Here is a 24756-nt window from a genome sequence, read left to right as displayed (position 1 = left end):
TCGATGTCATGGCGATGGCGTGGGTGACGGGCCGGGCGACGGGCTCGGCGGCGACGGCTCGGGCTCGGGCTCGGAGCCGACCTCGGGGGACGGCGACGGACCGGGAGTGGGAGAGGGCTCAGGCGGCGGCGCACCCTCGGGGTCGAGCGTGCTGTCGCGGTAGTCGAACGGCAGGATCGCCCGCATCCGCGCGTAGGCCTTGGCATCGATGGTCTCGTAGGCGGCCACCGCGTCGCTGAGGCTCTCGGAGTGGGTCTGCGACCTCGTGGCCACCCGCTTGACCTCGTCGACCCAGCGCTCCCGGAACGTCTCGAACGCACCCGCGACGCCGGGGTCCATGGGCGATCCGGACGTCCCGTGCAGGCGACGCCAGCCGCCGTCGAGGCTGTCGGCTGCGCCGTCCCAGACCACCGATGCCTCGCGGAGGATCGAGTAGTCGACCTCCATCCCGCCGGTCACCGCCCGTCCCCCTCGCGCTCCAGGGTCGCCTGGTCGTCGGGCGCGACCTGGACGACGGGACCCGCGATCGTGAGCTGCGTGGCCGCGGCACCGCTGCGTGCGTCGAGGTCGATCCAGCCGTTCGTGGCCATGAGGTGCGGACGCCGCTCGTCACCCGCGGCCTCGACGGCCCAGCCGCGGTCGTGCAGGTGCCGGGCCAGCCGGCGCAGGAGCTCGAGACCGGCCTCGCCGCCAGCCTCCCTCAGTGCCTTCTCGACCACGTAGGCGTCACCACCGGCCGCTCCGCGCCAGACGCGGGTCGGCGCGGGGAGGTCGGGCGGGAGCAGGTGCAGGATCGAGGCGTAGAGGTCGTCGACCCCTCGCACGATCAGCCGCAGCTGGTCGATCGGGACGGTCTGCCCGGCCACGCCGGCAGGCGGGTCCAGCGGCGACGGCACATCGAGGACGATCACGTCGATGTCCGGGTGCTCGCGCCGCACCACGCTCCAGAACGGGTCGCTGCCGCCTGGATCACTTCCCCCGAGAGCCATGGGACGACGGTACCCGGACAGCGCGACGCGGGCCATACGACCACGTCGCGACGGCCATATTCGCCGCGATCGCGGCCTCCTTGTATACCCCCGGGGGTATCTGCTACGGTGACCGCATGACGACACCGACCACCTCGCCTCCACCTCTGCCGACCGATCCGCGCCCCGGTGCCCTCGGGCGATGGGGCGCCCTCATGGCCACTCGCACCCGCGCCGTCGCCATCGCGTGGCTCCTGCTCGTGGCAGGCCTGGGCTCGTTGGCGCCGAGCGTGTTCTCCGACCTCGCGGGCGCCGGGTGGCAGGACAACGGCTCGGACTCGGTCAAGGCCCGTGAGCTCGCGCAGCAGCACTTCGGCGGCAACTCGTCCAACGCCATCCAGCTCGTGATCCACACCGAGAACGGCTCGGTCGACTCGGCGGCCGCGCAGGACGTCGTGGCGCAGGCCACCGCGATCCTGAATTCGGACGACCGCATCGGCGCGATCGTGCCCCCACAGCCCGGCTTCACGATCAGCCCCGACAGCCGTACCGCCATCCTGCTCGCGGGCGCGGCCGCCGACCCCAACGAGATGGTCCGCGCCGTCGACGACCTCAAGGAGTCACTGACCGGGCTCTCCGGCGACGGCGTCGACGTCTATCCGACCGGCGCCTCAGCCCTGTGGAGCGACTTCAACAAGGCCAACCACGACGCCATGATCAAGGCCGAGATCATCTCGTGGCCCGTCACGCTGACCATCATGGTGCTGGCCTTCGGCTCCCTGGTGGCCGCGGGGCTGCCGCTCCTGCTGACGATGGCCGGTCTCGGCGCGTCCGCCGGCGCCCTGGTGCTGCTGAACCAGATCACCCCCATCTCGGTGTGGGCCATGAACTTCGCCCTGATGTTCGCGCTAGCCCTGGGCATCGACTACGCCCTGTTCATCGTCCACCGCTTCCGCAGCGGCCTGCACCACGGACGCACGCCCGTCCAGGCCGTCGCCGAGACCATGGACACCGCCGGCAAGGCCGTCATGCTCTCGGGCCTCACCGTGCTCGTCAGCCTGTCGGCGGTCCTCGTGGTTCCTGCACCGGCAGTGCGCACGATGGCCGTCGGCATCATGCTCGCCGTCGTGTTCGTGCTGGCCGCCACCATGACGCTGCTGCCGGCGATCCTCGGCGGGCTCGGCACGCGCATCGACAAGGCCTCCCTGCCGTGGGCCAAGGCCCACCAGCCGCGCTCGCACCGCTTCGGCACCTGGGGTGCGCTGCTCCACCGGCACCCGTGGCCGTTCGCCGTCGCGTCCGTGGGCATCCTCGTGCTGCTGGCCCTGCCCGTCCTGTCGCTGAAGGTCGCGATGCCGTCGATCGCCGTCGTCCCCGAGGACGCGCCGGTCCGTCAGGGGTACGAGGTCGTCCAGCAGGCGTTCGGTGACGGCGCACCCGGAGCCCTGCAGGTGATCGCCCCCAGCCAGGAGGCAACAGCCGTCCGCGAGGCGCTGCTCGCCCAGGGCGACTCGTTCTCGATGGTCGGTCCGGCCCAGCCCGCCTCTGACGGCAGCGACTACGTCATGGTGCAGGCGGTCCCGTCCGTGGACCCGTCGTCCCCGGCCCTGGGCACGATCCTCGACGCGACACGTGCCGACCTGCCCGGCGAGGCCGTCGTCGGAGGGGCTCCCGCGGAGAACCTCGACCTGCAGTCGGCCCTCGACAGGTATCTGCCGATCGTCATGGGCATCATCCTGGTGCTCGGCTTCGCCCTGCTGCTGGTCGCCCTGCAGGCACCGTTGATCGCCCTGCTCGGGACGCTGGTCAGCCTGCTGTCGACCGCCGCAGCATTCGGCGTCGCCAAGCTGATCTTCCAGGACGGCCACGGAGCCGGCCTGCTCGGCTTCGAGCCCCAGGGCTTCCTCGACGGCTGGGCCCCGGTGTTCTTCTTCGCCATGATCTTCGCGATCGCGATGGACTACACCGTGTTCCTGCTCGCCACGGCCAAGGAGCACTACGAGGTCTCCGGCAGCGCCGAGGACGCACAGGTCGACGGGCTCGCCCACTCAGGACGCGTCATCTTCGCAGCGGCTGCGGTGATGGTGGCGGTGTTCTTCACCTTCGCCCTCGCCGAGCCCCTGCCCCCCAAGGAGATGGGCATCATCCTCGGCGTCGCCGTGCTGCTCGACGCGGCACTCGTCCGCCTGATCCTCCTGCCCGTGATCCTGCGCCTGACGGGGCACGGTGCCTGGTGGTCACCCGCCTGGCTGCGCAAGGTGCTGCCGAACATCACCTTCTCCCACTGAGCACCACACCCACCCGCCCACACCTGACACCAGGAGCACCCCATGAACATCGACCGCGCCGTGCTGACCTTGGCCGGCACCCTGACCCTGCTCGGCACCCTGCTGGCCGCGACCGCCTCACCGTGGTGGCTCCTGCTGACCGGCTTCGTCGGGCTCAACCTGCTGCAGTCGAGCGTCACGGGCTTCTGCCCAGCGGCCTCGATCCTGCGGCGGCTCGGGGTGAGGCCCGGACCGGCGTTCGACCGCTGAGTCGGCCACACTGACCCTCATGGGTCCGAGGAGCTGGTGGGACGAACGTGCCGTGCCACGCCTCGTCGACGTGGCCCTCGGCGAGAGGATCACCGGCGGGTGGCGGGAGCGGGTCGCCCGCCCTCTCGCCGGCGACGTCCTCGAGCTCGGGTTCGGGTCGGGCACCAACCTCGCGCACTACGGTGATGCCGTCACCCGCGTCCTCGCGGTCGAGCCGTCAGACCTCGCCTGGGAGCGGGCTGCACCCAGCATCGCGTCGTTCGACCGCCCCGTCGACCGCATCGGACTCGACGGGGCGGAGCTCGACCTGGCGGCCGGCAGCGTCGATGCAGTCGTCTCGACATGGACGATGTGCACGATCCCCGACCTGAGATCGGCGCTGGCCGAGGTCACGCGCGTCCTCAAGCCGGGCGGCCGCCTGCACTTCGTCGAGCACTCGCTGTCACCGTCGCCGCGAGTCGCCGCCGCGCAGCGCCGCCTCCAGCCGGCATGGGGCCCGCTGGCCGGCGGCTGTCACCTCGACCGGGACGTCCCGGTCCTCCTGGCCGAAACCGGTCTCGACGTGCCGGACCTGCACCAGCGGTACGCGTCGCGGCTCTGGCCCGCACGCCCCTTCGGCTGGTTCGTGACCGGGTCGGCCCGCCTGTCAGCGCCCCGGGAGGCGTGACGCGGGGGTCCCTAGGCGAGCGAGAGGAACAGCTTCTCCATCGTCGCCACGTCCATGCCCTCGCCGTCGGGATCGTCGATGCACTGCCGCAGACCCGTCGCGATGACGGCGAAACCCGCACGGTCCAGCGCCTTCGACACCGCGGCCAGCTGCATCACGACGTCCTTGCAGTCGCGGCCCTCCTCGATCATCTTGACGACCCCGCCGATCTGGCCCTGGGCGCGGTTGAGCCGTTTGACGACGGCGTCCATCTGATCGCGGTCGAGCTCCACGGGGTGCCTCCAGGTGAGTGCGGTGATCGGTCTCAGGATACCCCGTGGCGTATATCGGCACTCGCAGTGACGTGGATCTCATCCTCCCCGGACTGGCTCTCGCGGCCGTCATCACATACCCTCGGTATGGAACGCACCATTCTTGATGTCACATCACCTGTGTCATATTCACCGTGGAGGTCCGGATGACTGTCACCGCCGACGAGTTCCGTACGACGATCGACCCCGACGACGCCCTGGCCCGCCTGCTCGAGTCGTCGCAGAAGCTGTCGTACGACCCGCAGACCGAGGTCGACTGGGACACGCCGCTCGACCCCACGCACTTCGGCCTCAACCCCGAGTGGTCGACGCTCTACGGCACCGACCTCTGGGACGAGATGACTCCGGAGCAGCGCGTCACGCTGACCCGCCACGAGGTCGGCTCGATCATGAGCACCGGCATCTGGTTCGAGATGATCCTGCAGCAGATGCTGCTCCGCGAGCAGTACACCGCCGACGTGACCGGCTCGGAGTTCCAGTTCGCGCTCACCGAGATCGCCGACGAGTGCCGCCACTCCCTGATGTTCGCCCGCGCGTGCAGCGCGATGGGTGTCCCCCACTACGTGCCGAGCCGCCCCGTCGTCGAGGCCGCCCGCGGCCTGAAGTCGGTCGCCAAGGCCGAGGTGGCGTACGGCGCGATCCTCGTCGCCGAGGAGATCCTCGACGTCATGCAGCGCGACTGGATGCGCGGCGAGAACGTCCTGCCGATCGTCCGCACGACCAGCAAGATCCACGTCGTGGAGGAGGCCCGGCACATGAAGTTCGCCCGGCACGAGATCCGTGAGCACCTCGAGGGCTCGAGCGCGCTGCGCCGTCGTCAGAGCGCCTGGGTCATCTCGACCGCGGCCTACGTGATCGTCAAGAGCATGGTCAACCCCGCGGTCTACGAGGCGGCGGGCCTGGACAAGAAGCGCGCGCTCGAGGCCGCGAAGTCCAACGAGCACCACCACAACCTCATGCGCCTGAGCTGCGTGCACCTCATGGACTTCCTGTCCGAGGTCGGTCTGCTGACGCCGGCGGCGATGCGTCGCTACCGTGCTGTACACATGCTCTGATCTGCGACACGACCCGACGAGGACCCGACACCCATGACGTACGTCGTCACCCAGGCCTGCTGCAACGACGCCTCGTGCATGTCGGTGTGCCCCGTCAACTGCATCCACCCCGCGCCCGGTGAGCCCGACTTCGGCAAGACCGAGATGGTCTACGTCGACCCGAAGTCGTGCATCGACTGCGGGGCGTGCGCCGATGCCTGCCCGGTCTCGGCGATCAAGCCGCTCGCGCTGCTGACGGGCAGCGAGCAGGTCTTCGGCGACATCAACGCCGCCTACTACGCCGACCGTCCCGCCACCGACACGTGGGCCGACCCCACCTTCCCGGTCGTCGAGGCACCGAGAGCCAAGCCCCTGCGCGTGGCCGTCGTCGGGACGGGGCCCGCCGCGTCCTACGCCGCCCGCGAGCTGCTCACGACGTCGTCGGCCGAGGTGTCGATGATCGAGCGGCTCCCGGTCGCCGGCGGTCTCGTGCGGGCCGGCATCGCCCCTGACCACCAGGACACCAAGCGCCTCGGCGACATGTTCACGTGGACGTACGACCACCCGCGCACCTCGATGTTCCTCAACGTCGAGGTCGGTCGCGACGTCACCCACGCCGACCTGCTCGAGCACCACGATGCCGTGATCTACGCCGTCGGGGCCCGTACCGACCGGCCGCTCGACGTGCCCGGCGAGCACCTGCCCGGCGTGCACGGGTCGCCGGACGTCGTGGGCTGGTACAACGGCCACACCGACGTCGCCGGCAGCCACGTCGACGTGTCCACCGACCGGGTCGTCGTGGTCGGCAACGGCAACGTCGCGCTCGACGTCGCCCGCATCCTGCTCGGTGACGTCGAGGCGCTCGGCCGCACCGACATCGCCGACCACGCGCTCGAGGCGCTGCGGGCCGGCACGGTGCGCGAGGTCGTCGTGCTCGGCCGCCGCGGACCCCAGCACGCGGCGTTCACCCGACCCGAGCTGCTCATGATGCCCGCCGGGATCGACGTCGTGGTCGAGGCCGACGACGCCGTCGCGGCCGAGATCGCCGCGGCCGAGCCGGGCTCGAAGGCCGCGCTGCTGGCCGACGTGCCCCTCACCCCCGTCGACTGGTCGCAGCCACCGGCTCCGGGTCGACGGCTCGTGCTGGCCTTCCACCGCACGGTCGAGGAGGTCGTCGGCGAGCAGTCCGTCGAGGGCGTGCGCCTGGGCCACACCGACCCTGCCAACGACGCCACCGAGCTCGTCGCCACCGGCCTGCTCGTGCGGTCGACCGGCCACCGCGGCACCCGCGTCGACGGCCTCCCGTTCGACGAGGCCACGACGACCGTGCCGCACACCGCAGGACGCGTCACGGATCCTGCGACGAGCGAGCCGGTGCCCGGCACGTACGTCGTGGGGTGGATCAAGCGCGGGGCGACCGGCGGCATCGGCGCCAACCGCACCGACGCCCAGGAGACGGTCGCGACCTTGCTGGCCGACGCCCGCGAGCACCGGCTGCCTGACGCGCCGCGCACCGCCAAGGAGTTCGCGCGGCTGCTCAAGCGGCGCGGCGTCGATGTCGTGGACCGCCGCCGCATGAAGCGGATCGACGCCGCCGAGCGGGCCCGGGGATCGGCCGAGGAGCGGCCGCGGGTCAAGTTCCTCACCGCCGAGGAGATGCTGCGGCGCCGACCGCGCTGATCCTCCCGGGCCGCCGGCGGCCCGATCGCTGCTGTTAGCGTGCGGTCGAGCCACACACCAGGAGGTCTGCGTGACGATCCGCCCCGAGCTGCTGGACCTGTTGGCCCGGCGCGCCCTCACCGAGGACACGGCACGCCCTGAGGCCGTCGAGCGGCTGCGCGCCCGTGGCGGACGCAGCGCGCGCGAGCACGTCGCCGACCTGGTCGACCCCGGCAGCTTCGTCGAGTACGGCCGCTTCGTGACGGCCGCCCAGGAGGGACGACGCGGTCTCGACGACCTGCTCGATCGCTCCGTCGCCGACGGCATCGTCGGCGGCATCGCCACGATCGGCGGCCATGCCTGCGCCGTCATGTCGTACGACTACCTCGTGATGGCCGGGACCCAGGGCATGCGGGGGCACCGCAAGACCGACCGGCTGATCGAGGTCGTCGAGCAGCTGGCCCTGCCCACGGTGTTCTTCGCCGCGGGCGGTGGCGGACGCCCGGGCGACACCGACATCCCGCTGGTGTCCGCGCTCGACGTGACGACGTTCGCCGCCTGGGCCCGCCTGTCCGGACGGGTGCCACGCATCGCGGTCGTGGACGACTACTGCTTCGCCGGCAACGCCGTCATCGCCGGCTGCTCGGACCTCATCGTCGCCACGCCGCGCGCCTCCCTGGGGATGGGTGGCCCGGCGATGATCGCCGGCGGCGGGCTCGGTGACGTCGCGGCGGCTGATGTCGGCCCGGTCGACGTCATGACCGCCAACGGCGTCGTCGACGTGCTGGTCGACGACGAGGACGCCGTCGACACCGCTCGCACCCTGCTGGGCTACTTCCTGGGCCCGGTCGAGGGCTGGACGGCACCCGACCAGTCGTGGCTCCGCGACGCCGTCCCCGAGGGCGAGCGCACCGCCTACGACGTCGTGCCCGTGATCGAGACGCTGTGCGACGACGACAGCGTCACGGTGCTGCGACCCACGTTCGCCCCCGAGCTCGTCACGGCGCTGGGGCGCCTGGAGGGGCGCACGGTCGGCCTGGTCGCCAACGACACCCGGCACACCGCCGGCGCCGTCACCGCCGATGCCGGCGACAAGGCGGCGCGGTTCCTGCAGCTGTGCGACGCCCACGGATTCCCCGTCGTCTCGCTGGTCGACACCCCGGGGATGATGGTCGGCGCCGATGCCGAGCAGACCGGCCTCGTGCGTCACACGTCACGCCTGCTCGTCGCCGCCGCCCGCATGCAGGTGCCGCTCATCGGCGTCGTCCTGCGACGCGCCTACGGGCTCGGCGCGCAGGCCATGCTCGGCGGCAGCACGCACGAGCCGCTGATGACGGTCGCGTGGCCCGGCGCCCATCTCGGGGCGATGGGCCTGGAGGGTGCGGTGCGCCTGGCGATGCGCAAGGAGCTCGCGGCCATCGAGGACGAGGCCGAGCGCGAGCAGCAGGTGCGCGAGCTGACCGCCCATGCGCAGGCCGGTGCCGCCGCGCTCAACGTGGCACGGCACTTCGAGATCGACGACGTCATCGACCCCGCCGAGACCCGCGCACTGCTCGCGCGGCTGGTCTCGGCCGCGGCGCGGGACGGGCGCCTGACCGGCAGCGGAGCGGCCGTCGACACGTGGTGACGCGAACGACCCGCTAGGTCGCGACGAGCACCTCGTCGTCGTCGTGCGCTCCGGCCGGACCCTTGCGCTCCCACGCGATCGACACCCCGAAGGCGACCAGCACGACCGCCCAGCCGGCGACCGCGTCGACGACCCAGTGGTTGCCCGTTCCGATGATGACGAGCGTCATGGTGGCCGCATAGGCGAGCCCGATGCCCTGCACGACGCGCGGCACCCCGGCGCGGATCAGCACGATCGCGACCCACAGGGCCCATCCGGCGTGGAGCGACGGGAAGGCGGCGAGCTCGTTGGTGATGTCGCCGAGACCCTTGGGCGCGGACCCGTTCTGGCTCCACCAGCCGATGCCGGAGTGGAGGCTGAGGATGTCGTGGTAGCCGCCGACCAGGCGCGGAGGCGCCGTCGGCATCAGGAGGTAGAGCGTCAGCCCGATCAGCGAGGCGAGGACGATCGCGCGCCGCGCGGTGACGTACTGGACGGCGCCGCGCCGGTAGAGCCAGATCAGCACCGCCAGGGTGACCAGGTAGTGCGTCGTGGCGTACCAGTAGCTGGCGGCGACGCCGAGCCAGTCGTGGGCGAGGAACTGGTCGTTGAGCCACGACTCGACGTCGATGCGCCAGGACTTCTCGAACGTCAGGATGTCGAGCGCGCGGCCTCGGGCAGGTGCGAACGCGGTCGAGGCGAACGTGCGGGTGATGCAGTAGCCGACGTAGAGGACGGCGATCAGCGCGATCTCGAACCCTGCACGGGTGACGGCGTGCAGCACGCGGTCGGACGTGCTCTCGGCCACCGCCGGGGTCGTCTGCTGAGCCGACTGGGTCATCACGCCTCCTGTGCGTCGCTCGGGCCCCTGACCCAGCAGAAGGCGCCCAGGTGCGCCTTCCTGTGTTTCATCTTTGTGTGCTTTCCCGACATCCACAACCAGTGGACTCCCTGATTTCTTCCTCAGGGTCGTCGAGAATTTCCCCGCACGGCGACGCTAGTACCCCTCAACGACGTTTTCTGAACAGGTTCTTGATGAGCTCTCGGGCGATCGTGCGGCTCGCCTCGCCCACGGCCCGGTCGACCGGCGACATCCGGTTAGACCGCGAGGAGCGGGTCGTCGATCGCCTCGGGGCCTGCTTCTCGATGCGCTCGGCCTCCTTCTGCACCCTCGCGTCAGCCTCGGCCTGCTGGGCTGCCGCGGCCGCCGCGGCCCCCTTGGCACCGAGGATCTCGCTGGCCGACTCGGGGTCGACCGCCGTGCCGTACTTGGCGAGCAGCGGCGAGGACGCGACGGCGGCCTGGATCTGGTCGGACGGCGTCGGGTCCATCGATCCCTGCGGCGCCCGCAGGCGGGTCCAGGCGACCGGCGTCGGTGCACCCTTGTCGCTCATGACGGTGACGATGGCCTCGCCGATGCCGAGCGACGTCAGCACCTCCTCGAGGTCGTAGGTCGTGTTGGGGTAGGTCGACACCGTCGCCTTGAGCGCCTTGGCCGCGTCGGGGGTGTGCGCCCGCAGCTGGTGCTGCACCCGCGAGCCGAGCTGTGCCAGGACGTCGCTCGGGACGTCCTTGGGGGTCTGCGTGACGAAGAAGATGCCGACGCCCTTGGAGCGGATGAGGCGGACGGTCTGCGTGATCGTCTCGAGGAAGTCGTCGGACGCGTCGGCGAACAGCAGGTGCGCCTCGTCGAAGAAGAAGACCAGCTTGGGCTTGTCGGAGTCGCCGACCTCCGGCAGCTCGGTGAAGAGCTGGTTGAGCAGGTACATGAGGAACGTCGAGAACAGCGCCGGCTTGTCCTGCACGCCCGGCACCTCGAGCAGCGAGACGATGCCCCGTCCGTCGGGTGCCGTGCGCAGGAAGTCGGAGACCACGATCTCGGGCTGGCCGAAGAACTGGTCGGCACCCTCGTCGGCGAACGCGATCAGCTCGCGCAGGATGACGCCGACCGTCGCGGCCGACAATCCGCCGAGCGCCTTCAGCTCGGCCTTGCCGTCGCCGGTCAGGTAGGTCAGGACGTCGCGCAGGTCGTCGAGGTCGATCAGTGGCAGCGACGCCTTGCGGGCGTAGTGGAACACCAGACCCAGGGACGACTCCTGGGTCGCGTTGAGGCCCAGCACCTTGGACAGCAGCGTCGGGCCGAAGCCGTCGATCGTCGCGCGGACCGGCAGCCCCATGCCGACACCGCCCAGCGCGTAGTACTCGGTCGCGGAGGCGACCGGCTGCCAGTCCTGCCCGATGCTGCGGGTGCGCTCGAGCAGCTTGTCGTTGGGCGTGCCGGCCGTGGCGATGCCCGACAGGTCACCCTTGATGTCGGCGGCGAAGACCGGCACGCCGTTGGCGGCGATCTGCTCGGCGAGCACCTGCAGGGTCTTGGTCTTGCCGGTGCCGGTGGCGCCGGCGACGAGGCCGTGACGGTTGAGCATCGCGAGCGGGATCCGCACCTGCGCCGCGGGCACGGGACCGCCGTCGACGAGTGCTCCCATCTCGATGGCGGTGCCCTCGAACGTGTAGCCGGCCGTGACGATCTCGACGATCTCGCTGGCCGCCGCGGCCGGTGCCTCGGCCGGCGCCGCTGCCGCGGGTTCCGTGGCCTGGGCCTGGGCCTGGGCCTGGGCTGCCGCGGCAGCCAGCTCCTCGGCCCTCTTCTGCGCCGCCTCGGCGACAGCCTGTGCCTCTGCGGCGGCCTGGGCGGCCTCCTCGGCAGCTGTCTGGGCGTCGTCGCTCGTCGTCATGGGCCAAGGCTACCGGCGTACCAGCGTTGGTCTGTCTAGACTGACCGGGTGATCTTCAGGAGGGTGAGCGACGGGCGTCCCTATCCCGACCACGGGCTCTCGCAGAGCCTGTGGGCCGAGATCTCCCCCTCCCAGGTGCGTCTCGACGACCTCACGACCACCAAGACCCAGCTCGACCTCGAGCACCTGCTCGACGACGACTCGACCTACTTCGGTGACCTCTTCGCCCATGTCGTCAGCTGGCGCGGCGAGCTCTATCTCGAGGACGGCCTGCACCGCGCCCTGCGCGCCGCGCTGCAGCAGCGCAACATGCTCCACGCCCGCGTCCACTCGATCGGCAAGCACGCATGACCCGTATCGCCACGATGACCGTCGCGGTCGTCGTCTTCGTCGTCGGCACGATCGTCGGCGTCCGCCTTCTGGTCTCGGGCACCGAGGCCGCTGAGCCCACCGCCGGCTGCCGGGCCTCGGTCGTCAAGGCCGGCACCGACCTCAACAGCAACGTCGTGCGGGTCAACGTGTTCAACGCGTCGACCCGCTCCGGTCTCGCCAACCGCGTCACGATCAACCTGCAGGCCAACGGCTTCCTCGGCGGGCAGATCGGCAACAGCACGAGCCAGGCCACGCCCGGCCGGGTCGCGATCCTGACCCCCAACCGGGACGATCCGCGGGTCAAGCTCGTCGCCGCGCAGTTCCGCGACAAGGTCACGTACGCCGAGCTCGACATCGAGGTCCCCGGTGGTGTCACCGTGGTGGTCGGCAACAACTTCTCGGGCCTCAAGAGCAAGTCCCGCACCTCGGTCAAGACCGACCGCGACATCCGCGTGTGCGTCCCCGTCGTGCCGCTGCCCTGACCGCCAGCCGCCACACCCCTCGGGGCTAGGGCGCGTCCCTGCCCCAGCCGGCCAGTCGGCCGTGGCGTCCGACCTCGCGCAGCCGGCTCTCGGTCTGCTCGCGGACCGAGCGCTCGGCGACGATCAGCAGGTCGTCGTGGATCGCGATCCGGTCGGTGCGGTGCGGGACGAAGGTCTTCTCGTCGCGCACCACGAGGGTGACCGAGGCGCCGACCGGCAGGCGCAGCTCGCCGACCTCGACGCCCGCGAGCCGCGAGCCGTGCGGCACCCTGATCTGCAGGAGGTCGGCCGAGACGCGCTCGAGCGGCGCGGCCTCGACCTCGACGTCGCGCGCCGCGTCGGACAGCACGCCGCACGCCGCGGCGAGCTGCGCCAGCGGCGCGGCCTGCAGCAGGGTGTAGATGACAACAGCGACGAACACGACGTTGAACAGGTCGCGCGACCCCGCGACCCCGGCCGACAGCGGGATCGTCGCGAGCACGATCGGCACCGCCCCGCGCAGGCCCGCCCAGCCCACGAAGAGCTGCTCGCGTGGGCTGCGGCCGAACCACACCGCACACGCCATGACGGTGAGCGGGCGCGCCACGAACGTGAGGATCGCTCCGACGACGATGCCGTGCCAGACGTGCCACCACTGCAGCTCGTCGGGACTCGCGAGCAGCCCGAGCATGACGAACAGGCCGATCTGGGCGAGCCAGCCGACCCCCTCGATGAACGAGCGCGTGGCCGTGCGGTGGGGAAGGTCGGCGCTGCCGAGCACCAGGGCCGCGACGTAGACCGCGGCGAACCCGCTGGCGTGGACCGCGGCCGCGGCGCCGTAGGCCAGCACCGTGAAGGCGATGACGACGAGCGGGTAGAGACCGGACGCCGGCAGCGCGACCCGGCGCAGGAGCCACGCACCGAACCACCCGATGCCGACACCGAACAGTGCACCGACGACGAGCTCGAACACGACGAGGCCCACGAGGTAGCCGACGCCCTTGTCGGCGACGTCGCCCGCGCTGATCGCGACGACCAGCACGACGATGGGGGCGTCGTTGAGGCCGGACTCGGCCTCGAGCGTGCCCGTGACCGACGACTTCAGGGGAACGGTCCGCAGGACCGAGAAGACGGCGGCCGCATCGGTCGGGGTGAGCACGGCGGCCAGCAGGATCGCGAGCTCCCACTCGAGCCCGAGGAACAGGTGGGCGCCCGTCGCCACCACGACGACGCTGATGGCCGAGCCCAGCGTCGCCAGCAGCAGGCCGTAGCCCAGATTGGGTCGGACGTGCTCCCACTTGGTCGTCAGACCACCCTCGGCCAGGATCAGCACGAGCCCGCCGAAGCCGAGCGCGTGGGCGAGATCGGCGTCGGCGAACTCGATGCCGAGGCCGGAGCTGCCGAGCATCAGGCCGAGACCGAGGTAGACCAGCAGCGACGGCAGGCCGATGCTGACCGAGAGGCGGACCGCGAGGACGGCGAGGATGAGCACCGCGGCCCCGACCAGCAGGTAGCGGTCGAGGTCATGCACGTCCACGAAGGTTCTCCTCCCCATGAACTCGACGGACCCTGATTCTATCGGTGTTCGAAGGGCGCCCTCACCACTCGCCGATCGCGTTGGGGTGGCGGCCGGACCGGCTGTCCGGTGGGATGGCACCGTGGACCGACGCAGCATGCTCACCCTGATGGCGGCAGCCGTGCTGGCGGCGTGCTCGTCGCCCGACAGCAGCGGCCGCACCGACGAGGAGGACGGCGTGGAGAAGATCACGTACGGCCCGGGACCGCAGCAGTTCGCCGAGCTGTCCCGTCCGACCGGCGCCTCCAAGGGCGTGGTGGTGGTGATCCACGGCGGGTTCTGGAAGGCGCAGTACGACCTCTCGCTGGGTCGGCCGCTGGCCGCGTCCCTCGTCGAGGAGGGCTGGACGGCCTACAACATCGAGTATCGCCGGGTCGGCGACGGCGGCGGCTACCCGGCGACGTTCGACGACGTCGCCGCGGCGATCGACGCGCTGGCCACGATCGACGGCGTCGACACCGCCAGGGTCATCACCCTCGGGCACTCCGCCGGCGGGCACCTGGCGGTCTGGGCCGCCGGACGGCCGCAGCTGGCCGGCTCGGACTGGGCCGATCCGGCCGTGCCGGTCACCGCCGCGATCTCGCAGGCCGGGGTGCTCGACCTCGACGCCTCGACCGCGGCCAACCTCGGCGGGGGTGCCGTGCAGCAGCTCATGGGCGGATCGGTCGACGAGCGCTACGACCTCGCCGACCCCACCCGCGTCATCCCGCTCGACGTGCCCGTGCGCTGCGTGCACGGGTCGTCCGACGACACCGTTCCCCTGAGCCAGTCGATCGACTACGTTGAGCGGGCGACGGCAGCAGGGGCGGATGCCGAACTCGCGGAGGTCGAGGGCGATCACTTCGTCGTCATCGACCCGAGCTCGACGGCCTGGGCTCGAACCTTGGAGATCCTGGAGACGCTGTGATCTACGCCCTGCTCGTCCTGGTGTTCCGCGTGGCCAACCTCGTGACCGGGCACCGGACGACGCGGGTCGGGCCGCACCGCCTGCCCGCCACCGGCGGAGCGGTCCTCGCGATCAACCACACGAGCTACGTCGACTTCACCTATCTGGGCATCAACGCCCGCTCCGTCGACCGACGCCTCATCCGGTTCATGGGCAAGACCGAGCTGCGGCGCAACCTGCTCGTCCGTTGGCTGATGTGGGGCTGCAAGGTCATCCCGGTCGACCGGTCGGCGGGCCACGACGCCTACCTGGCTGCGGTCGAGGAGCTGCGGGCCGGTGAGGTCGTCGGCATCTATCCCGAGGCGACGATCAGCCTCAGCCTCGAGATCAAGGAGCTCAAGACGGGGGCGGCCCGCATGGCGCTCGAGGCCGGCGTCCCGATCATCCCGAGCATCGTGTGGGGGTCGCAGCGCATCTGGCCCAAGGGCGGCGAGAAGCACCTCGGGCGGACCAAGACCCCGGTCATGGTCTCGATCGGGGAGCCCATCGCGCCGACCGGCACGGCCGAGGAGCTCACCGCCGTGCTGCGCGCCGCGATGACCGCCCTGCTCCACGAGGTGCAGGACGCGTACGGACCGCACCCGCCGGGCGAGCCCTGGGTGCCCGCGCGCCTCGGCGGATCAGCCCCCGCCTAGGCTCGTCGTGACGGGGGTCACAGCGGGCTCCCGGGGAGGAGCACGATGTCCGCGACCCTCAGCCAGGCGGCCGGCCCGACCGACGCGCGCCTGCTCACCGACACGATCGGCGACAACCTCGTCGCGACGGTCCGCGCCCACGGCGCCCGCGAGGCGCTCGTCGACTCCGCGAGCGGGCGGCGGTGGACGTACGACGAGCTGCTGGCCGAGGTCGACACCGTCGCGCTCGGGCTGCTCGACCTCGGCGTCGAGAAGGGCGACCGCGTCGGCATCTGGGCACCGAACTGCCCCGAGTGGGTGTTCGTGCAGTACGCGACTGCCCGCATCGGCGCGATCCTGGTCAACGTCAACCCGGCCTATCGGGCCCACGAGCTGTCGTTCGTCGTCGGGCAGTCGGCCATGCGGACGATCGTGGCGGTGCCCGCGTTCAAGGGCTCCAGCTATGCCGACATGATCGACGAGGCCCGGGCCGAGCACCCGGGGCTGGTCGACGTCGTGCTGATCGGCGAGTCGTCGTGGGACGAGCTGCGCGACCGTGGTGCACGCGGCGACCGTGACCGGCTCGCGACGATCGGCGCCGACCTGGTGGCATCGGACGCCATCAACATCCAGTACACGTCCGGCACGACGGGGTTCCCCAAGGGGGCGACGCTGTCGCACACCAACATCCTCAACAACGGCTGGTTCGTCGGCGAGCTGATCGACTACACCGAGCACGACCGGGTCTGCATCCCCGTGCCGTTCTACCACTGCTTCGGCATGGTCATGGGCAACCTCGCCTGCACCACGCACGGGGCGACGATGGTCATCCCGGCGCCCGGGTTCGACCCGGCCGCGACCCTGCGATCGGTCGCCGCCGAGCGCTGCACCTCGTTGTACGGCGTGCCGACCATGTTCATCGCGATGCTGGCCGACCCCCTCGTCGACGAGCTCGACCTGACCTCGCTGCGCACCGGCATCATGGCCGGCTCGCCGTGCCCGGTCGAGACCATGAAGCAGGTCATCGAGCGGCTCGGGATGGCCGAGGTGTCGATCTGCTACGGCATGACCGAGACGTCGCCGGTGTCGATGCAGACCCGTACCGACGACTCGATCGAGCGCCGGGTGTCGACGGTCGGCCGCGTGGGGCCCCACCTCGAGGTCATGATCGTCGACCCGCTGACCGGGGCGCCCCTGCCCCACGGCGAGGCGGGCGAGCTGTGCACGCGGGGCTACTCGGTGATGCTCGGCTACTGGGAGCAGCCCGACAAGACCGCCGAGGCTATCGACGCCGACGGTTGGATGCACACCGGCGACCTCGGCGTGATGGACGCGGACGGCTACGTCAACATCACCGGCCGCATCAAGGACATGGTGATCCGCGGAGGCGAGAACATCTATCCGCGCGAGATCGAGGAGTTCCTGCTGACCCACCCCGACGTGCTCGACGCCCAGGTCATCGGGGTGACCGACCAGAAGTACGGCGAGGAGCTCATGGCGTGGATCCGGATGAAGCCCGGCACGGCCGACCTCGACGTGGCGACCGTGAGGGAGTTCTGCACCGGGCAGCTCGCGCACTACAAGATCCCCCGCTACGTCCACCTCGTCGACGAGTTCCCGATGACCGTCACCGGCAAGGTGCGCAAGGTGCAGATGCGGGCCGAGGCGGAGCAGCTGCTCGGCTGAGGCCGCTCGGGATCGGACGCACGAACGGGCGCCCCGACCAGCGTGTGGTCGATGCGCCCGCGATCGTGGGGAACACTCAGTGCTTGAAGGCGTCCTTGACCTTCTCGCCGGCGTCCTTGAGGTCTGCCTTGGACTGGTCGCCCTTGCCCTCGGCCTCGAGCGACTTGTCGTCGGTCGCCTTGCCGGTGGCCTCCTTGACCTTGCCCTTGGCGTCCTCGGCTGCGTTGCTGATCTTGTCTCCGAGTCCCATGGGGGGCTCCTTTCGTCGACTGACGACGGTGTACCCGGCCGGCAGCGGGCCAATCATGAAAAGACCTGAGAATCAGGGAGTCGCCTCGTGGTGCCGGCGGCCGTGGGTGCGCCGGTCCTCCTTCATCTCCGCCTCGAACAGGTGCCGCCTGCCGTCGGCGAGCTCGTCCCGCGCCCGCTGCTCGTGCTCGCGGAACGCCGCGTAGTAGCCGTCGTCGTACTCCTCGACGACCTGGAACGACCACCGACCCTCGACGATGTTGCGGCCGACGAGCTCGGTCGTGATCCGGTCGGCGACGTCGTCGTGGCCGGCCTCCTTCAGCAGGTCGACGGCGTCGCCGAGCATCAGGTCGGCCTCGCCGCACCGACGGTGGAAGGCGTAGAGGTGCCCCCGGGCCTCCTCCACGACCTCGAGGGCCTCGCTCAGCTTGCCGAGCGCCTCCACGGTCTGGTCGTCGAGCCCCTCGGGGCGTTGGTGGGCCGGGTCAGGTCGATCGCTCATGCTGGCACGCTACGTCCGGAGGCACCTCGCGGCATCTCAGCCGTGACGCCGTGCGGCCTTGACCGCGTACATCCGTTGGTCGGCTCGCTCCAGCATCGTGAAGACCGAGTCCCCGGGCTTCGCCTGCGCCACACCGGCCGACCACGAGCCCGGCGAGCCTGCCGCCAGGCGGTCGGCGATCGCCTCGGCCTGCTCCTTGGTCGTCGACGGCAGCACGATGAGGAACTCGTCGCCGCCCGTCCGCCCGAGCGCGTCGCGGCGCCTCATCTGGCGAGCCCAGTGATCGGTGACCGACTCGAGCAGCTCGTCGCCCGCGCGGTGACCGTGCGTGTTGTTGACCGCCCGCAGGCCGTCGAGGTCGACCGCGATGACCGAGATCGACTGCGACCGCCGCGCGGACCTGACGATCTCGCGGTCGAGCACCTCGGTGATGCCGCGCCGGTTCAGCGCACCCGTCAGCGGATCGGTGCGCAGCAGGTGCTCCATCCGCTCCTTGATGCGGCCGAAGATCTCCGCGGCGATCACGGTCTGGATCGCCACCGCCGCTGCCATCGGGAGCAGCACGCTCTCGCGCTGGTGCACGATCGCGACATACCACCAGGTCGTCCCCCCGTAGAGCACCACACGGGCACCGGCAGGGTGCAGGAACCAGACGGAGTAGACGCCGACGATCGGCAGGACCATGCCGTTGGCGAACGCTCCGAGGGTCAGGTGGGTGGTCCACGTCAGGCTGCCGATGACGACGACCTGGGCGACCGTCATCGCCAGCGCCTCGGTCTGGGTGAACCGGACCCCGCGCAGCAGCGTCCACACGAAGAACACGACCGCGACCACGGCGAGCGAGCTGATGACCCAACGCGGATTCTTGCCCGGCTGCCAGGTCAGCGCCCCGGCGACGAGCAGCACGGCGGCGACGCCGTACATCGACGCCGTGGCGGCCGTCAGCGCCGGCAACGCGCGCAGCGACGCCAGCGGTCCGTCTCCCTCGGTACGCATGTCCCACTCCCTCGGCGACGAGTCTAGGAACCGCCCACCTCCGCCGTGCCCGGTCGGCCAAGAATGGCCCGACCGGACCACCCGGATCAGGACCTAGGTCCCCCTCGGGCGACCGCAGCCAGGCGCACGACCGCCTCGGTGAGGATCTCGGGCGTCGTCGCGTAGTTGAGCCGCACGTGACCCGCCCCTCCCGTCCCGAACGGCAAGCCAGAGTTGAGGGCGACCCGACCTCGCTCGAGGAAGGCAACGGCGGGGTCGTCGCCCAGGCCGAGCTCACGGCAGTCGAGCCAGGCCAGATAGGTGCCAGCACCACCGCCCCAGCGCACCGTCGGGAGGTGCTCGGCCAGCAGGGCCGAGAGCAGGTGGCGGTTGTCGGCGAGGTCGGCCTGCAGCGCGTCGAGCCATGCCGCGCCCTCGCGCAGGGCGACGGTGTGGGCCAGGACTCCGAGGTGGCTGGGGCCGTGCGCGACCACCTCGGGCAGCCGGGCGAGGTCGTCGGCCGACCGCCGACCCGCAACCATCAGCGCCGCCTTGGCGCCGGCCAGGTTCCAGGCCTTGGAGGCGGACGTCACGGCGATCGCGTCGTCCGCGCCGTCGACGCTGAGATAGGGCACGAAGCCGTCGGCGACCAGCGGCCCGTGAATCTCGTCGACGACGACGCGCACGCCGTACGTCTGCGCGAGGGCCGCGACCCGTCCGAGCTCGTCGCGGGTGTGCACGACCGCGGTCGGGTTGTGCGGGTTGCACAGCAGGTAGGTGACGGGTCTCCCGCCGGCGCCCGCATGGATGATCGCGGCCTCGAGCCCGTCGAGGTCGAGACGTCCGTCGTCACCCAGGGGCGCCTCGACGACCTCCCGCCCGGCGTGCTCGGTGAAGCCGAAGAACGGCGCATAGACCGGTGGGTTGAGCACGACCGGATCGCCCGGGCTCGAGACGAGCCTGATCGCCTCGACGAGCCCGGTCATGACGTCCGCCGCGTACGCCGTGCGAGTCGAGTCGACCCCCTCCCAGCCCCAGCGCTCGGCGGCGAAGTCGGCGAACGCCTCGGCGTACGCGTTGCCGTGCGGATAGCCCGTGTCGCTGTCGGCGACCGCCGACGTCAGCGCGGCGGCGACCGGCTCAGCGATGCGGACATCCATCTCGGCGACCCACAGCGGCAGCACGTCGGCGGGGTGCTCGCGCCACTTGATGCTGGTGCGGCGGCGCAGAATTTCTTCGTTCAGGTCGCGCAGCGGATGCGAGCGGTTCATGATGCCATCATCGGTCGAAAACGTGACCCACGTCCTGTTGCGTCACCAAGGGCCGACATGTAACTCTGAGTTACATACAGAGTGAACATCTGTTCACTGAACAGGAGGCGCCATGACCGCACCGCTCATCGAGCGCTCGACGGCCCTGCGCCGGCTGCGTCAGCTCGGCAAGGCGATGACCACTCCGCTGTCGCCCGACGACTACCTCGCGCTCATCAACCCCCTCTGGTCGCAGCGCGAGCTGCGCGGCCGGATCGAGCGGGTCGTGCCCGAGACCGAGAACGCCGCGACCCTCGTCATCCGCCCCGGCTGGGGCTGGTCGTTCGACCACGCGCCGGGCCAGTACATCGGCATCGGCGTCGAGCTCGACGGCCGCTTCCACTGGCGCTCGTACTCCCTCTCGTCCGTGCCCCTCGTCGAGGGACGCACGGTCAGCATCACCGTCAAGGCGATGCCCGAGGGCTTCATGTCCGACCACCTCGTCAACGGCCTCGAGCCCGGCACGATCGTGCGCCTCGCGGCGCCGCAGGGTGACTTCGTCGTGCCCGACCCGCCCCCGGCCAAGATGCTGATGCTCGTCGGCGGCAGCGGCATCACGCCCGTCATGTCGATCCTGCGCACCCTCGACCGCCGCGGGTCGATCCCCGACACGGTCCTCGCCTACTCCGCGCGCACCGAGGACGACATGATGTTCGTCCACGAGCTGCGGGTGCTGGCGCTGCGCTACGAGAGCTTCACGTTCTACGAGCGGTTCACCGACGCCGACGGCATGCTCACCCCCGACCAGCTCGACACCGCCGTGCCCGACTGGCGCGACCGCGAGACCTGGGCGTGCGGGCCCGCGCCGATGCTCGACGCGTTCAGCACCCTCTACGAGACCTACGGGCTGCTCGACCGGCTGCACGTCGAGCGCTTCACCCTGGCCCGCGCCGACAGCAACGCCGCCGGCGGCACCGTGACGTTCGGCGTCGGCGGTCCGACCGTCGACGTCGACGGAGCGACCACGCTGCTCGAGGCGGGAGAGAAGGCCGGCGTCAACATGCTCTTCGGCTGCCGCATGGGCATCTGCCACACCTGCGACGTGCCCCTCGCGTCCGGAACCGTCCGCGACCTGCGCAGCGGCGTCGAGCACGGCGAGCCCAACGAGTACATCCAGACCTGCGTCTCCGTCGCCGCCGGCGACTGCACCCTTGCCCTCTGAACCAGCTCCCACCACCACCGAAAGGACGAACCATGGCATTCGCCGACGTCCGTGAGTACACCCACCTGACCGATGCCGAGGTCGACGCCATCGGCGCCGAGCTCGACCAGATCCGCGCTGAGATCGAGGAGTCACGCGGCCAGGCCGACCGCGACTACATCCTGCGCATCATCACGCTGCAGCGTCGCCTCGCCGCCGCGGGCCGCATCACGCTGTTCGCGAGCTTCTTCCCGCCGGCGTGGCTGCTCGGCACCGCCCTGCTCGGCTCGGCCAAGATCCTGGAGAACATGGAGCTCGGCCACAACGCGATGCACGGCCAGTGGGACTGGATGAACGACCCCGAGATCCACTCGTCCAACTGGGAGTGGGACACCACGCAGCCGGCCGAGCAGTGGAAGCACTCGCACAACTACATCCACCACCAGTTCACCAACGTGCTCGGCCACGACAACGACATCGGCTACGGCATCCTGCGCATGTCGCGCGACCAGAAGTGGCACCCGGTCAACCTCGGCCAGCCGATCTACAACGCGCTGCTCGCGCTGTTCTTCGAGTGGGGCGTCGCCCTGCACGATCTCGACATCGAGGCCATCCGCAAGGGCGAGAAGGACATCCCGCTGCTCAAGAAGCAGCTCAAGCAGATCGGCAACAAGGTCGGCAAGCAGTCGCTCAAGGACTACGTCATGTACCCCCTGCTGACGGGCCCGTTCTTCCTGCAGACCCTGACCGCGAACTTCACGGCCAACATCATCCGCAACGTGTGGACGCACGGCATCATCTTCTGCGGGCACTTCCCCGACGGCGCCGTGCACTTCACCGAGGAGGAGCTCGAGGACGAGACCCGCGCCGAGTGGTACCTGCGCCAGATGCTCGGATCGGCCAACTTCAACGGCAACAAGCTGCTGCACGTCATGAGCGGCCAGCTCGGCTACCAGATCGAGCACCATCTGTTCCCCGACCTGCCCAGCAACCGCTACGCGGCCATCTCGGTCAAGGTCAAGGACATCTGCAAGCGCTACGACATCCCCTACACGACCGGACCGCTCTACAAGCAGTACGGCCAGACCCTGCGCACGATCCTCAAGCTGTCGCTGCCCAACCGCCGCACGACCGACAACCCCGCACCGGTGTCGCCCCGCAAGGAGCGCCGCCTGCGCGACGACGAGCGTCCGACCCGCCGCTCGGAGCTCGGCAAGTGGTCGGGCACGGCCTCGGCATGACGGCGGGGCTCGCCGGGCGGCCAAAGCTCGGCGGGCTCCCCGTGCCGTTCGCCTGCGAGGACGACGGCGGGGCGCTTGACCACGCGCACGTGGTCAAGCGCCGCGCCATCCGGTGCGCGCTGAGTCGCATCTGCGGCATCTGCGGCTCGCCCCTCACCCGTCCGATCGCGTTCATCGGGTCGGAGACCGAGGGGCTCGACCGGATGTTCGCGTTCCCGCCCACACACCTGGAGTGCGCTCACGAGGCGCTCGACCTGTTCGTGCCGATCGGTGGCAGCCACCTCGGCCATGCCGAGCCGCCGCTGCGGTGGACCCTGATCACGACCGGCGGGTTCGACCTCGTCCGGCCGACCCGCCGGGGCGACCCGGTCGCGTTCCATCCCAACTCGGTCGTCGAGGCCGAGCTGATCGACTGAGCGGCCCGCTCGCGGGTCAGACGGCGTTGGTCAGGGCCTCGAGCTCGTCGTCGGTCAGCTCGATGTCGGCGGCGCCGATGTTGTCCTCGAGGTGGGCGACGCTCGACGTGCCGGGGATCGGCAGCATGACGGGCGAGCGCTTCAGCAGCCAGGCGAGCGCCAGCTGCGACGGGGTCGCGTCGTGCTGCTTCGCCAGCTCCGCCAGCGGTCCACCATCCTTGACCAGGCCGCCGGTCGCCAACGGGAACCACGGGATGAACCCGATGCCCTCAGCTGTCGCGTGGTCCAGCAGCGCCTCGGCGGAGCGGTCGCCGAGGTTGAACAGGTTCTGCACCGACACGATCTCGGCGGTCTTCTGCGCCTCCTTGAGCTGGTCGACCGTGACCTCGCTGAGGCCGATGTGGCGCACCTTGCCCTGCTCCTGCAGCTCCTTGAACGCGCCCACCTGGTCGGCCACCGGCACCTCGGCGTCGATGCGGTGCAGCTGGATCAGGTCGATGCGGTCGACGCCGAGCTTGCGCAGCGAGAGCTCGACCTGCTGCTTGAGGTAGGCCGGACGTCCGACGGGGATCCACTCCCCCGGACCGGTCCGCGTCAGACCGGCCTTGGTCGCGATGACGACGTCGTCGGCGTAGGGGTGCAGCGCCTCGCGGATGATCTGCTCCGAGACGTCGGGACCGTAGGAGTCGGCGGTGTCGAAGAACGTCACGCCGAGCTCGACGGCCCGTCGCAGGACCCGGACGGCCTCGGCCCGGTCGGCCGGCTCCCCCCACACACCGTCGCCGGTGATCTGCATCGCGCCGTACCCGAGGCGGGTCACCGGCAGGTCGCCGCCGAGCTGGAACGTTCCTGACGCATGGGCGTTGAGTGTCGAAGTCATGTCTGGGTCAATGGCGCCGCCGGGGCGGATTATTCCGAGACGGTGCCGTTGCGCGGGCGTGCCAGAGTGGAGACATGCTGATCGATCTCTCCGGCCGCACCGCACTCGTCACGGGCTCCACCCAGGGCATCGGGCTCGCGATCGCCTCAGCGCTGGCGGGCGCCGGCGCACGCGTCGGCGTCAACGGGCGCGGCGACGAGAAGGTCGCCGCCGCGATCGAGACGATCCGCGCGACGTGGCCCGAGGCCGACCTCGTCCCGGTCGCCGCCGACGTCACGACACCCGCCGGCGTCGAGACCGCCCGGGCTGCGCTCCCCGAGGTCGACATCCTCACCAACAATCTCGGCATCTTCGAGGCCAAGGCGGCCCTCGAGATCACCGACGACGACTGGCAGCGCTACTTCGACGTCAACGTGCTCAGCGCGATCCGCCTGATCCGCACCTACCTGCCGGGCATGATGGGGCGCGGCTGGGGCCGCATCCAGAACATCGCGAGCGACTCGGCGATCGTCATCCCGACCGAGATGATCCACTACGGCACCTCCAAGACGGCGCTGCTCTCGGTCTCCCGCGGCTTCGCCAAGGAGGCGGCCGGCACCGGCGTGACGGTCAACTCCGTCATCGCCGGGCCCACCCACACCGGCGGGGTCGAGGACTTCGTCTACTCACTCGTCGACCGCGACCTGCCGTGGGACGAGGCACAGGCCGAGTTCATGCGCGTCCACCGCCCGCAGTCGCTGCTGCAGCGCCTCATCGAGCCCGAGGAGATCGCCCACCTGGTGGCCTACCTGAGCTCACCGCTGGCCTCGGCCACCACCGGCGCAGCAGTCCGGGTCGACGGTGGCTACGTCGACGCGATCGTGCCGTAGC

26 protein-coding genes are annotated in these 24756 nt (G+C 70.7%); 15 read left to right on the top strand and 11 right to left on the bottom strand.

Annotated elements, in window-relative coordinates; all coding sequences use genetic code 11:
- Positions 1-6: 6 nt before the first annotated feature.
- Together HQK15_RS05400 and HQK15_RS05395 are read right to left on the bottom strand one after the other, a co-directional pair.
- Entirely contained in the window at positions 7-459 is a 453-nt protein-coding gene (locus HQK15_RS05400; RefSeq protein ID WP_173490364.1) for a hypothetical protein, read from the bottom strand.
- The gene (locus tag HQK15_RS05395) at positions 456-989 is read right to left on the bottom strand and encodes a hypothetical protein (RefSeq protein WP_173490363.1); all 534 of its coding nucleotides are present in this window, start codon (positions 987-989) and stop codon (positions 456-458) included. Before HQK15_RS05395 ends, HQK15_RS05400 begins: the two co-directional genes overlap by 4 nt.
- Positions 990-1105: 116 nt before the next feature.
- On the opposite strand from HQK15_RS05395, the gene HQK15_RS05390 reads away from it, so the two are divergent.
- The 3 genes from HQK15_RS05390 to HQK15_RS05380 are packed head-to-tail and all read left to right on the top strand — an operon-like array spanning position 1106 to position 4172.
- Entirely contained in the window at positions 1106-3256 is a 2151-nt protein-coding gene (locus tag HQK15_RS05390) for an MMPL family transporter (RefSeq protein ID WP_173490362.1), read from the top strand.
- 42 nt (positions 3257-3298) lie between these two features.
- Positions 3299-3505 carry a YgaP family membrane protein gene (locus HQK15_RS05385; RefSeq protein WP_173490361.1) on the top strand — a complete coding sequence of 69 codons (207 nt, stop codon included), beginning with the start codon at positions 3299-3301 and terminating at the stop codon, positions 3503-3505.
- A 52-nt stretch (positions 3506-3557) separates the two neighbouring features.
- Positions 3558-4172 carry a class I SAM-dependent methyltransferase gene (locus HQK15_RS05380; protein WP_217361346.1) on the top strand — a complete coding sequence of 205 codons (615 nt, stop codon included), beginning with the start codon at positions 3558-3560 and terminating at the stop codon, positions 4170-4172.
- 11 nt (positions 4173-4183) lie between these two features.
- Here the strand turns inward: HQK15_RS05380 and HQK15_RS05375 are convergent, their stop codons facing one another.
- Positions 4184-4444 (bottom strand): metal-sensitive transcriptional regulator, encoded by a 261-nt coding sequence (locus HQK15_RS05375; protein WP_173490359.1) that lies wholly within the window; start codon positions 4442-4444, stop codon positions 4184-4186.
- Between the two features lie 185 nt (positions 4445-4629).
- On the opposite strand from HQK15_RS05375, the gene HQK15_RS05370 reads away from it, so the two are divergent.
- From HQK15_RS05370 to HQK15_RS05360, 3 genes are all read left to right on the top strand, one after another.
- Complete coding sequence (locus HQK15_RS05370; RefSeq protein ID WP_173490358.1) at positions 4630-5538, top strand: AurF N-oxygenase family protein; 909 nt, start codon at positions 4630-4632, stop codon at positions 5536-5538.
- 33 nt (positions 5539-5571) lie between these two features.
- Positions 5572-7197: an FAD-dependent oxidoreductase gene (locus tag HQK15_RS05365; RefSeq protein WP_173490357.1), complete on the top strand. Its 1626-nt coding sequence runs from the start codon at positions 5572-5574 to the stop codon at positions 7195-7197.
- Between the two features lie 70 nt (positions 7198-7267).
- Positions 7268-8803: an acyl-CoA carboxylase subunit beta gene (locus HQK15_RS05360; protein ID WP_367649066.1), complete on the top strand. Its 1536-nt coding sequence runs from the start codon at positions 7268-7270 to the stop codon at positions 8801-8803.
- 13 nt (positions 8804-8816) lie between these two features.
- On the opposite strand, the gene HQK15_RS05355 is transcribed toward HQK15_RS05360, so the two are convergent.
- The gene (locus tag HQK15_RS05355; RefSeq protein ID WP_173490356.1) at positions 8817-9623 is read right to left on the bottom strand and encodes a phosphatase PAP2 family protein; all 807 of its coding nucleotides are present in this window, start codon (positions 9621-9623) and stop codon (positions 8817-8819) included.
- Positions 9624-9789: 166 nt separating this feature from the next.
- On the bottom strand, positions 9790-11517 hold the full coding sequence (locus HQK15_RS05350; RefSeq protein WP_173490355.1) for a helicase HerA-like domain-containing protein: 1728 nt from the start codon (positions 11515-11517) through the stop codon (positions 9790-9792).
- A gap of 48 nt (positions 11518-11565) precedes the next feature.
- Between HQK15_RS05350 and HQK15_RS05345 the strand changes: the two genes are divergently transcribed.
- Both HQK15_RS05345 and HQK15_RS05340 read left to right on the top strand, forming a co-directional pair.
- Complete coding sequence (locus HQK15_RS05345) at positions 11566-11868, top strand: type II toxin-antitoxin system VapB family antitoxin (RefSeq protein ID WP_173490354.1); 303 nt, start codon at positions 11566-11568, stop codon at positions 11866-11868.
- Positions 11865-12371 (top strand): LytR C-terminal domain-containing protein, encoded by a 507-nt coding sequence (locus tag HQK15_RS05340; RefSeq protein WP_173490353.1) that lies wholly within the window; start codon positions 11865-11867, stop codon positions 12369-12371. The genes HQK15_RS05345 and HQK15_RS05340 overlap by 4 nt, the downstream gene beginning before the upstream one ends.
- A 25-nt stretch (positions 12372-12396) precedes the next feature.
- Here HQK15_RS05340 and HQK15_RS05335 read toward each other — a convergent pair whose 3' ends face one another.
- Positions 12397-13887 carry a potassium/proton antiporter gene (locus HQK15_RS05335; protein WP_173490352.1) on the bottom strand — a complete coding sequence of 497 codons (1491 nt, stop codon included), beginning with the start codon at positions 13885-13887 and terminating at the stop codon, positions 12397-12399.
- A gap of 121 nt (positions 13888-14008) precedes the next feature.
- On the opposite strand from HQK15_RS05335, the gene HQK15_RS05330 reads away from it, so the two are divergent.
- The 3 genes from HQK15_RS05330 to HQK15_RS05320 are packed head-to-tail and all read left to right on the top strand — an operon-like array spanning position 14009 to position 17172.
- On the top strand, positions 14009-14833 hold the full coding sequence (locus tag HQK15_RS05330; RefSeq protein ID WP_367649065.1) for an alpha/beta hydrolase: 825 nt from the start codon (positions 14009-14011) through the stop codon (positions 14831-14833).
- The gene (locus HQK15_RS05325) at positions 14830-15507 is read left to right on the top strand and encodes a lysophospholipid acyltransferase family protein (RefSeq protein ID WP_173490351.1); all 678 of its coding nucleotides are present in this window, start codon (positions 14830-14832) and stop codon (positions 15505-15507) included. The genes HQK15_RS05330 and HQK15_RS05325 overlap by 4 nt, the downstream gene beginning before the upstream one ends.
- Positions 15508-15552: 45 nt before the next feature.
- The gene (locus HQK15_RS05320; protein ID WP_173490350.1) at positions 15553-17172 is read left to right on the top strand and encodes an AMP-binding protein; all 1620 of its coding nucleotides are present in this window, start codon (positions 15553-15555) and stop codon (positions 17170-17172) included.
- A gap of 76 nt (positions 17173-17248) precedes the next feature.
- Here HQK15_RS05320 and HQK15_RS05315 read toward each other — a convergent pair whose 3' ends face one another.
- The 4 genes from HQK15_RS05315 to HQK15_RS05300 form a co-directional block, all read right to left on the bottom strand.
- A complete protein-coding gene (locus HQK15_RS05315; protein ID WP_173490349.1) occupies positions 17249-17422 on the bottom strand; it encodes a CsbD family protein in 174 nt (57 codons plus the stop codon).
- Between the two features lie 72 nt (positions 17423-17494).
- Positions 17495-17923, bottom strand: coding sequence for a hypothetical protein (locus HQK15_RS05310; RefSeq protein WP_173490348.1), 429 nt, complete (start codon positions 17921-17923; stop codon positions 17495-17497).
- A gap of 36 nt (positions 17924-17959) precedes the next feature.
- Positions 17960-18919: a GGDEF domain-containing protein gene (locus HQK15_RS05305; RefSeq protein WP_173490347.1), complete on the bottom strand. Its 960-nt coding sequence runs from the start codon at positions 18917-18919 to the stop codon at positions 17960-17962.
- Positions 18920-19005: 86 nt separating this feature from the next.
- Complete coding sequence (locus HQK15_RS05300) at positions 19006-20169, bottom strand: MalY/PatB family protein (RefSeq protein WP_173490346.1); 1164 nt, start codon at positions 20167-20169, stop codon at positions 19006-19008.
- 112 nt (positions 20170-20281) lie between these two features.
- Between HQK15_RS05300 and HQK15_RS05295 the strand changes: the two genes are divergently transcribed.
- Genes HQK15_RS05295 through HQK15_RS05285 form a run of 3 tightly spaced genes read left to right on the top strand, consistent with a single transcriptional unit; the run spans position 20282 to position 23006 of the window.
- The gene (locus HQK15_RS05295; RefSeq protein WP_173490345.1) at positions 20282-21370 is read left to right on the top strand and encodes a ferredoxin reductase; all 1089 of its coding nucleotides are present in this window, start codon (positions 20282-20284) and stop codon (positions 21368-21370) included.
- A gap of 32 nt (positions 21371-21402) precedes the next feature.
- Positions 21403-22590, top strand: a complete 1188-nt coding sequence (locus tag HQK15_RS05290; RefSeq protein ID WP_173490344.1) for a fatty acid desaturase family protein — start codon at positions 21403-21405, stop codon at positions 22588-22590.
- Positions 22587-23006 (top strand): hypothetical protein, encoded by a 420-nt coding sequence (locus HQK15_RS05285; protein WP_173490343.1) that lies wholly within the window; start codon positions 22587-22589, stop codon positions 23004-23006. The genes HQK15_RS05290 and HQK15_RS05285 overlap by 4 nt, the downstream gene beginning before the upstream one ends.
- A gap of 16 nt (positions 23007-23022) precedes the next feature.
- On the opposite strand, the gene HQK15_RS05280 is transcribed toward HQK15_RS05285, so the two are convergent.
- Entirely contained in the window at positions 23023-23886 is an 864-nt protein-coding gene (locus HQK15_RS05280) for an aldo/keto reductase (protein WP_173490342.1), read from the bottom strand.
- A 74-nt stretch (positions 23887-23960) separates the two neighbouring features.
- Between HQK15_RS05280 and HQK15_RS05275 the strand changes: the two genes are divergently transcribed.
- Positions 23961-24755, top strand: coding sequence for an SDR family NAD(P)-dependent oxidoreductase (locus tag HQK15_RS05275; protein ID WP_173490341.1), 795 nt, complete (start codon positions 23961-23963; stop codon positions 24753-24755).
- Position 24756 lies beyond the last annotated feature (1 nt).

The sequence above is a fragment of the Aeromicrobium stalagmiti genome, from assembly GCF_013283745.1.
Lineage (GTDB): Bacteria > Actinomycetota > Actinomycetes > Propionibacteriales > Nocardioidaceae > Aeromicrobium > Aeromicrobium stalagmiti.
Note: the sequence above shows the minus strand (reverse complement) of the source record. Positions and strands in the feature narration are given on the sequence as shown.